Origin of the sequence: Streptomyces sp. NPDC058375 (assembly GCF_042723425.1) — a bacterium.
In the GTDB taxonomy this organism is placed as follows: Bacteria; Actinomycetota; Actinomycetes; order Streptomycetales; family Streptomycetaceae; genus Streptomyces; species Streptomyces durocortorensis.
Map to the genome: position 1 here is coordinate 1 of NZ_JBHXJG010000336.1, position 6,395 is coordinate 6,395.

The following is a 6,395-nucleotide window of genomic DNA, read 5'->3' on the forward strand; positions in this document are numbered from 1 at the left end:
GCCCCGGTCCTCGATCGACCGGGGCGCCCACCCTTCTCACGTTTTCACCGACCGTAGGGGTCAGGGGGTCAGGGGCCTTCGTTGCCGCCGCCTCGGCCGCCGCCCGGTCCGCCGATCACGCCCTCCGGGAGCTCGATGCCGGGGAACCGGTTGCCGTCGTCGCCGCCGGGCCTGGCGTCCTCGCCGTCCCCGTCACCGCGGTCACGGCCCCGGTCGCGATCGCCCTTCTCCTTGTCCTCCTTCTCCTTGCCGCGAGGCACGGGGACGGGGTTGAACCCGGGAGTCTCGGCGGCGTCCAGCGCTCCGGTCATCGCGATGCGCCAGATCGGGCCGGGCAGGCAGCCGCCGCAGACCTTGTCGTAGTACTGGCCGCCGATGGTGACGTTGAACATCGAGCTCTTCTCGCCGATGTCGTCACCGACCCACACCGCGGTGGAGAGGTTCGGCGTGTACCCGACGAACCAGGCGTCCTTACGGTCGTTGGTCGTACCGGTCTTGCCCGCGTTGTCCCGGTCGCTGAGCCCGGCCTGCGTACCGGTGCCGTCCTCCACGACGCCCTTGAGCATCTGGTTGATCGTGTCCGCGGTCTTCTCGCTCATCGCCCGCGAGCAGGACGACTTCGGCACGGGAAGCTGCTTGCCCTGCGGGTCCTTGATGGACTCGATGGCGATCGGCGTGCAGTACGTGCCCCGGTTGGCGAACGCGGCGTACGCGCCGGCCATGGAGAGCGGGGTGCTCACCTCACTGCCGAGGGTGATCGACGGGTTCTCGACGATCTTCTTGCCGTCGCCGCGTTCGTAGCCGACCTTCTTGGCCATCTCGATGGTCTCGCAGAGGCCGGCCTTCTGCTCCAGCAGCGCGAAGTAGGTGTTGATGGACTTGCCGAGCGCGCTCGTCATGTCCCAGGTGCCCTTCTCGGACTCCAGCTCGTTCTGCAGGGGCCAGTCCGCGAAACCGGCCGGGGAGCCGGTGCAGTTCCGGAAGTCGCGCTCCTTGAGCGTCATCTTCCAGTCCGTCGAGAACGTCGTCGCCGGGCTGATGCCCTTCTCCAGCGCCGCGGCCGCGGTGAACGGCTTGAACGTGGAGCCGACCTGGAAGCCGTACGTGCTGCCGCCCATCTTGTTGCTGACGGAGAGGTTGAGCACGGTCTCGTTCTGCTTCTGGTCCAGGCCGTACGGGCGGGACTGGCCCATGGAGAGGATCTTGCCGCTGCCCGGCTGGACCTGCACCACGGACGCCGCGAACTTGTCGTCCTTGTTGACCTTCGCGGTGGCGGCCTCGTTGGCCGCCTTCTGGGCGCGCGGGTCCAGCGTGGTCCGGATGGTCAGACCGCCGAGGTTCCAGAGCTTGGCCCGGTCCTCGTCGGTCTTGCCGAAGGCGGGGTCGGTGAGGATCGTCTTGCGGACGTAGTCGCAGAAGAAGCCGGAGCCGCTGACGGCGGTGATGCAGCCGTTCTTCGGCCGGGACACCTTCAGCTTGATGGGCGTCTCCATGGCCTTGTCGGCCTCGGCCCGCGTGATGCTCTTGACCGCCGCCATCCGCGCCAGCACGGTGTTGCGGCGCTTGGTCGCTTCCTCCGTGTCGTTGACCGGGTCGTAGCGGCTCGGCGACTGGACGATGCCGGCGAGCAGCGCGGCCTCCTCCACCTTGAGGTCCTTGGCGCGCTTGGAGAAGTAGCGCTGGGACGCGGCCTCGATGCCGTACGCCTGCTGCCCGAAGAACGTGATGTTGAGGTAGTTCTCCAGGATCTTCTTCTTGCCGAGCTCTTCCTCGACCTGGATCGCGTACTTCAGCTCGCGGACCTTGCGGCCGAGCGTCTGCTGCGTGGCCTGGGCGACCTTCTCCGGGTCGTCGCCCGCCTCCTCGACGAAGACGTTCTTCACGTACTGCTGGGTGAGGGTCGACGCGCCCTGCGCGGCCCCGCCCGCCTGTACGTTGCGGTTCATCGCGCGGAGGATGCCCTTGAGGTCGACCGCGCCGTGCTCGTAGAAGCGGGAGTCCTCGATCGCGATGATCGCGTCCTGCATGTACGGCGAGATGTCCTTGAGGGGGACGACCGTGCGGTCGCGCGAGTACACCGTGGCGATGGTGCCGCCGTCGCGGTCCTGGATCGTGGTCCGCTGACTGAGCGGTGGTGTCTTGAGGTTGGAGGGGATCTCGTCGAATCCTTCGACCGTCCCCTTGGCGGCGAGCCCCAGCGCTCCGGCTGCGGGCAGCGCGATGCCTGCCAGGACAGCTCCGGAGAGCGCGGCGACACCGAGGAACTTGGCGGCCTGCTGGGTCGTGGTGAGACCCCCGCCCGAGCGCTTCTTTGGCATAGGGGGCAGCCTAATCCGTAGTGATGAACGTGTCGCAGGAGCAGGGGGCTCTCGGAGCGTTCCCGTACCGGACCGTGACATCCGGGCGGCTCGGAGACATGGCCCACCATCACGGCGCGGGCGCGCGCGGACGCGGGGCGCCTACGTTCCCATTCGCCGGACAGACGGGCAGGCCTTGGCCTAAGCTGCTCTCAACTGTCACAGCAGTCCGGTTCCGTATCAAGCCCCCTGCCGCCCCATGCGCATCTTCTGGTCATTCTTCACCCGGCCGATGTGCGACCGCATTGCCCTTCACGCACCCATCGAGGCGCTCCCGAAATCGCCCCGTATGTCGCGAGAAGTCCTTTGCAACTTGAGTGCACTGTCCCTTTTTCACGGCGATAGTCGCGTATGTCCTCGGCTCACTCCCCTGGGTGATCTGCCGCATACGCATAGTCCGTTCGGACCATTCAAGATTGGGCCCGAAGGGGGTGTTGTGCTGTCCCCACCTTCCGTAACGTCCTCAACTGGCAGCGGTGAATATGCCGCTACCGCCGTGGGGGAGCCTCGATTCGGGAGAGGACGGCGCCGGCATGGGCTGGGTAACCGACTGGAGTGCGCAGGCAGCCTGCCGCACTACCGATCCGGATGAACTGTTCGTACAAGGGGCAGCGCAGAACAGGGCCAAGGCGGTGTGCACCGGATGTCCGGTGCGGACCGAGTGCCTGGCCGATGCGCTGGACAATCGCGTCGAATTCGGCGTGTGGGGCGGAATGACGGAGCGGGAGCGCCGCGCACTGCTGCGCCGCCGGCCGACTGTCACGTCCTGGCGCCGACTGCTGGAGACCGCGCGCAGCGAGTACGAGCGGTCCACCGGCATCCTGCCCGGAGTCATCGGGCTGGAGGACGAGGAACTGCACGAGACGTACGCCGCCGTGGGTTAGCGGGGCAGCGGGTCAGCGGGTCAGCGGCTACGCCGCTCCGGCAGGAGCAGAGGCGGAGCCGTCCGCCAGGCGGTCGCCGATGGCCCGGAGGCCGTTCAGGTCGTGTACGTCGCCGGGCAGCGCTGCCACGGCCGTCACCGGCACCTCCGGGTGGAGCGCGGTGAAGCGGTCGCGGGTGTGGTGCTCGCGGGCGACTACCTGCATGCGCTCGGCGTGCAGGCGCAGGAGACCCGCCGTCAGTTCCTCGATGCTGATGACATCGATCCCGTCGATCCCGTCGATGTTCTCGTGGGGCGGCTCGTTCTCCGTCGTGTCCTGGTGCGCGGCTGGGGTCTTCGGACCGGACGACTGCCCTGCCTCGGGGGAGGGGGGCGGCTCGGTCGTTCCGGAAGCGGTGACCGCCGGGTCGGGGGCCGCCTGGTCACCAAGGCCAGCTTTCCCGGCCCTCTGATCCACAATGCGGGCGTCGTCAAGATTTTCTGCGGCGGTCAGCGCCTGCTCGGCGGAGAGCCGCGAAGCCTCGCTGTCGTGCACGCGGTTGAGGACCAGACCGGCCAGCGGCATCTTCTCGGAGGCCAGCCGCTCGACGAAGTAGGCGGCCTCGCGCAGCGCGTCCTGCTCCGGCGTCGCGACCACGAGAAAGGCCGTGCCTGGCGCCTGGAGCAGCTTGTACGTGGCGTCCGCGCGGCTGCGGAAGCCGCCGAACATGGTGTCCATCGCGGCGACGAACGTCTGGACGTCCCGGAGGAACTGACCCCCGAGCAGCTTGCCCAGCGTGCCGCTCATCATCGACATGCCGACATTGAGGAACTTCATCCCGGCCCGGCCGCCCACCTTCGCCGGGGCCATCAGCAGCCGGATGAACTTCCCGTCGAGGAACGAACCCAGCCGCTTCGGCGCGTCCAGGAAGTCCAGCGCGGAGCGCGAGGGAGGGGTGTCGACGACGATCAGGTCCCACTCGTCGCGTGCCCGCAGCTGCCCGAGCTTCTCCATCGCCATGTACTCCTGCGTACCGGCGAACCCGGCAGACAAGGACTGGTAGAAGGGGTTCTCCAGGATCGCCTTCGCCCGTTCGGCGTCGGCGTGCGCCTCGACGGTCTCGTCGAAGGTCCGCTTCATGTCGAGCATCATGGCGTGCAGTTCGCCGTCGCCGTCGATGCCGTCGACCCGGCGGGGCACGTTGTCCAGCCGGTCGATGCCCATGGACTGGGCGAGGCGGCGGGCCGGGTCGATGGTGAGGACGACGACCTTCCGGCCGCGCTCGGCGGCCCGTACGCCGAGCGCGGCGGCCGTCGTGGTCTTGCCGACGCCGCCGGAGCCGCAGCACACGACGATCCGGATGCCCGGGTCGTCCAGCAGTGCGTCGGTGTCCAGTCCGGCGACGGCGTCCGTGTCCGGCCCGGCCTCGGCCACCGTGTCCGTGTCCGTGCTCATGCGTCCCCCTCTTCCCCCGCGCCCTGCTTACGGAGCTCCGTGGCCAGGTCGTGCAGCGCGGCGAGGTCCACCCCGTCGCCGATCAGCGGCAGCTCCGCCGTCGGCAGGCCGAGACCGCCCAGCACCGCGCGCTGCTCCCGCTCCAGGCCGACCCGCTCCGCGTGCTCGGCCGCCTGCGCGATCAGAGGACGTACGAGGGCGGCGGAACCGGTCACTCCGGCCCGGGTCAGCGTCTTGGCGATCTCCTTGCGGCGGCCGCCGGCGGCGGTGCGCAGGGCGTCCTCGTCCAGCAGATGCGGGCGGACCATGTTCACGAAGACGCTGCCCACGGGCAGTTCGGCGGCGCGCAGCTCGGCGATGCCGTCCGCGGTCTCCTGGACCGGCATCTCCTCCAGGAGGGTCACCAGGTGGACCGCGGTCTGCGGGGACTTCAGGACCCGCATCACCGCCTGCGCCTGGTTGTGTATCGGGCCGATCTTCGCCAGCCCGGCCACCTCGTCGTTGACGTTCAGGAAGCGGGTGATCCGCCCGGTCGGCGGGGCGTCCATGATCACGTGGTCGTAGACGAACCGGCCCTGCTTGTCCTTGCGGCGTACGGCTTCGCACGCCTTCCCGGTCAGCAGGACGTCCCGGACGCCGGGCGCGATCGTGGTGGCGAAGTCGATCGCGCCGAGCTTCTTCAGGGCGCGGCCGGCGCTGCCGAGCTTGTAGAACATCTGGAGGTAGTCGAGGAGCGCGCGTTCGGCGTCGATCGCCAGCGCGTACACCTCGCCGCCGCCCGGCGCGACGGCGATCTTGCGCTCCTCGTAGGGGAGCGCGTCGGAACCGAAGAGCTGGGCGATGCCCTGCCTGCCCTCGACCTCGACGAGGAGGGTGCGCCTGCCCTCGGTCGCGAGGGCGAGCGCGAGGGCGGCGGCCACCGTGGTCTTACCGGTACCGCCCTTGCCGCTGACGACCTGGAACCTGCTCACGTATTCGAGCCTAACCAGTCCTGCCCCGGCCTACGCACGGGACCGTACGTGCCAGGCGTTACAGTCGGGCCCATGACCAAGTGGGAATACGCGACCGTGCCCCTTCTCGTGCACGCGACCAAGCAGATTCTGGACACCTGGGGCGAGGACGGCTGGGAGCTGGTCCAGGTCGTTCCCGGCCCGAACAACCCCGAGCAGCTCGTGGCCTACCTGAAGCGGGAGAAGGCGTAGTGGCGGGCGCCGTCGAATCGCGCCTCGCCGAGCTGGGCCTGACCCTGCCCGCCGTCGTGCCGCCGCTGGCCTCGTACCAGCCGGCCGTGCAGTCCGGGGTGTACGTGTACACCTCGGGCCAGCTGCCGATGGTGGACGGCAAGCTCGCCGTCACCGGCAAGGTCGGCGCCGAAGTCACGCCGGACGAGGCGAAGGAGCTCGCGAAGACCTGCGCGCTCAACGCGCTCGCCGCCGTGAAGTCGGTCGCCGGTGACCTGGACCGGATCAAGCGCGTCGTGAAGGTCGTGGGCTTCGTCGCCTCGGCCTCCGACTTCACCGGCCAGCCCGCCGTGATCAACGGCGCCAGCGAGCTGCTGGGCGCGGTCCTCGGCGACAAGGGCGTGCACGCGCGCAGCGCCGTGGGCGTCGCCGTGCTGCCGCTGGACGCACCGGTCGAGGTCGAGGTCCAGGTGGAGCTCGTCGAGGCCTGAGAACCCCTTCCCGTACGTTTCCGATCCCGCCCGGTCCTCATGACCCGC

6 protein-coding genes are annotated in these 6,395 nt (G+C 69.2%); 3 read left to right on the forward strand and 3 right to left on the reverse strand.

Going from position 1 to position 6,395, the window contains the following annotated elements:
- Nucleotides 1-68 precede the first annotated feature (68 nt).
- On the reverse strand, nt 69-2,318 hold the full coding sequence (locus ACFWM7_RS32505; RefSeq protein ID WP_383267621.1) for a transglycosylase domain-containing protein: 2,250 nt from the start codon (nt 2,316-2,318) through the stop codon (nt 69-71).
- Between the two features lie 572 nt (nt 2,319-2,890).
- Here ACFWM7_RS32505 and ACFWM7_RS32510 point away from each other — a divergent pair.
- On the forward strand, nt 2,891-3,241 hold the full coding sequence (locus ACFWM7_RS32510) for a WhiB family transcriptional regulator (protein WP_006126397.1): 351 nt from the start codon (nt 2,891-2,893) through the stop codon (nt 3,239-3,241).
- Between the two features lie 27 nt (nt 3,242-3,268).
- On the opposite strand, the gene ACFWM7_RS32515 is transcribed toward ACFWM7_RS32510, so the two are convergent.
- Nucleotides 3,269-4,675, reverse strand: coding sequence for an ArsA family ATPase (locus ACFWM7_RS32515; protein WP_383267624.1), 1,407 nt, complete (start codon nt 4,673-4,675; stop codon nt 3,269-3,271).
- Entirely contained in the window at nt 4,672-5,646 is a 975-nt protein-coding gene (locus ACFWM7_RS32520; protein ID WP_383267627.1) for an ArsA family ATPase, read from the reverse strand. The genes ACFWM7_RS32515 and ACFWM7_RS32520 overlap by 4 nt, the downstream gene beginning before the upstream one ends.
- Before the next feature lie 72 nt (nt 5,647-5,718).
- Here ACFWM7_RS32520 and ACFWM7_RS32525 point away from each other — a divergent pair, with 72 nt between their 5' ends.
- Both ACFWM7_RS32525 and ACFWM7_RS32530 read left to right on the forward strand, forming a co-directional pair.
- Nucleotides 5,719-5,877: a DUF4177 domain-containing protein gene (locus ACFWM7_RS32525; protein ID WP_003967454.1), complete on the forward strand. Its 159-nt coding sequence runs from the start codon at nt 5,719-5,721 to the stop codon at nt 5,875-5,877.
- Nucleotides 5,877-6,347 carry a RidA family protein gene (locus tag ACFWM7_RS32530; RefSeq protein WP_006126400.1) on the forward strand — a complete coding sequence of 157 codons (471 nt, stop codon included), beginning with the start codon at nt 5,877-5,879 and terminating at the stop codon, nt 6,345-6,347. Before ACFWM7_RS32525 ends, ACFWM7_RS32530 begins: the two co-directional genes overlap by 1 nt.
- Nucleotides 6,348-6,395 lie beyond the last annotated feature (48 nt).